This window comes from Bradyrhizobium genomosp. I (2014), assembly GCF_000261685.1.
Lineage (GTDB): Bacteria > Pseudomonadota > Alphaproteobacteria > Rhizobiales > Xanthobacteraceae > Bradyrhizobium.
On sequence record NZ_AJQE01000131.1, the window covers coordinates 1 to 2,241 of the forward strand.

Annotated in this window: 2 protein-coding genes; one reads left to right on the forward strand and one right to left on the reverse strand. The window is 66.2% G+C overall.

Annotated elements, in window-relative coordinates:
• The first annotated feature begins 150 nt into the window (after window positions 1-150).
• The gene (locus IC50_RS12345) at window positions 151-1,524 is read left to right on the forward strand and encodes an amidohydrolase family protein (RefSeq protein WP_035704576.1); all 1,374 of its coding nucleotides are present in this window, start codon (window positions 151-153) and stop codon (window positions 1,522-1,524) included.
• An 84-nt stretch (window positions 1,525-1,608) separates the two neighbouring features.
• Here the strand turns inward: IC50_RS12345 and IC50_RS12350 are convergent.
• On the reverse strand, window positions 1,609-2,241 hold a 633-nt coding region (locus tag IC50_RS12350), incomplete at its 5' end, for a LysR substrate-binding domain-containing protein (protein WP_035704579.1).

Below are 2,241 nucleotides of genomic sequence, written 5' to 3' on the forward strand. Positions count from 1 at the left end.
GCAGCAGCGCATCTGCCGCGAAATCCAGGCAGTGGCGTTCGAGGAAATCCCCTATATTCCGATCGGCCTCTACAAGCAGCCGACCGCCTATCGCAAAGCCATCACCGGCATTCTCGACGGCACCGCCGTGTTCTGGAACGTGCGCCCCGCATGAGCACCACAGCAATCTTCGGCAGCTATGTGCTGTCACGGAAGGACGGCGCGCAGGATGTGCTGCGCGATCATTGGGTCCTGGTTGAGGGCAAGAAGATCGCGGCAATCACGCGCGACAAGCCGCGCGCGGATGAAGTCTATGACCGCCCCGGCCGCTTCGTGCTGCCGGGCCTGCTCAATTTGCACAATCACTGCTTCTCGGAGGCGGTGGCGCGCAGCCACACCGAGGACGGCAACGGCCGCAAGAACAACCAGAGCATCGTCTATACGGTGCTGTTGCCGCTGACCAAGCGCGGTGCCGATATCCTGTCGGCGGAGGAACGCCTGGCGGTCGCACGGCTCGGCGTCCTCCAGCTGCTCAAGGGTGGCGCCACCACGGTGATGGAGCCGTTCCGTAACTCGATCCCAGAAATGTTCGACGCTGCGGAAGAGATGGGGATCCGTTTCTACGGCGCGCCCTATCTGTTCTCGACGTCTGACGCAAAGGCCGGCCCGGACGGCGCGGTTCGCTATTCCGGCGATGACGGCGCCGCCGACATGGCGACGTGGGATGCGCTCTATCAGCGCTGGAACGATCGCGGCGACGGCCGCATCAGCCTTGCGATGAGCCCGCACGCCACCGACACCTGTGGTCCCGATCTGCTCAGGGCCTGCGCAGCGCGGGCGCGCGAGCTCGGTGTGCCCATCACGACGCACATGGCGCAGAGCCGCGCCGAGGTCGAGACCATCGGCAAGCGCTATGGTGGTCGCACGCCGGCGCAATATCTGGACTGGCTCGGCCTGCTGGCGCCCGATCTCATGGCCGCGCATTGCATGTTCAGCAGCGACGACGACCTCGAGCTGATGGCCGCGCGCGGCATGACCGTGCTGAACTGCCCGCGCGTGTTCGCGCGTGCCGGCATCACGGCGGCGTTCAGCCGCTTCGCCGAGCACGGCGTGCGCACCGTGGTCGGCACCGACGGCTACAACATGGACCTGCTCGGGGAGCTCAATGCCGCCTCGCTGATCTCCAAGGTCACCTCGGCGCGTCCCGACGTCGCGAACTCGCCCGAGCTGATCGAGGCCAACACGGCGGTCGCGGCCGACGTCATCAAGCGGCCCGATCTCGGCCGGATCGAGCCCGGCGCCACCGCCGACCTCACCGTCGTCGATCTCACCCACCCGCATTTGCAGCCGCTGTTCAACCCACGCCGTGCGCTGATCGCGCTCGCCAACCGCGCCAATATCGATCAGGTGATGGTCGATGGCCGCGTGCTGGTCGATGAGGGACGCTATCTCGGCGCCGACGAAGCGGCGATCGCTGCGGCAGGAACTGCCGCGATCGGCAAGATCTGGGATCTGCCGGAAGCGCAGGCGGCATTCAACGGCTGATTGTTACCGCGAAGGAAGTGCGCTCTCCCGCGGAGAGGTTGCAGCGAGCCCGCGGGAAGATCGTTCGACCCAAAGGCACTCGGCTTAGTCCTCGAACTCCACCAGCGCCTTCCGCATCGTCTCGACCAGATCCAGCGCCACCGGCGACGGACTGCGCTGTGCGGGAAAGACCGCGGAGAACTCGAAGTCGATGCGCGGCAGGAAGCGACGCACGATGACGCCGCGCGTTGCAAACTCCTGCGCGGTGAAGGGATCGCAGATCGCGACGCCAAGTCCTGACGACACCATGCCGCACATGATCTCCGACAACGTAGTCTCGACCCTGAGCACGCGGCGGACATCGTGGCGGTGGAAGACCTGGTCGACGAGATGCCGGCTCGACGATCCCGCCGACAGCGAGATGAAGGTCTCGCCCTCGAAATCGCGCGGTTCCAGCACCTCCTTCTCTGCCAGACGATGACCGGTCGGCAATACCGCGACGCGCGCGGGCGCCGGCAACCGCTGGCTCGGCAGGCCCGAATGCGCGATCGGCACCTCGGCAAAGCCGATGTCGCATTGGTTGTTCAGCACCCAGTCGACCACGATCGGCGAGATCACGCCGAAGAAAGCGAGGTTGAGATTTGGTCGCTCCTGCAGGAAGTGTCCGGCCAGGCGGGGCAAATAGCCGTTTGCAAGCGCCGGCAGCGCGGCGATGCGCAGCGAGCCGGTGCGGCGGGC

Bases quoted from the DNA above. Each gene is read 5' to 3' on its own strand.
- IC50_RS12345 (WP_035704576.1), top strand. From the start codon at position 151: ATGAGCACCACAGCAATCTTCGGCAGCTATGTGCTGTCACGGAAGGAC.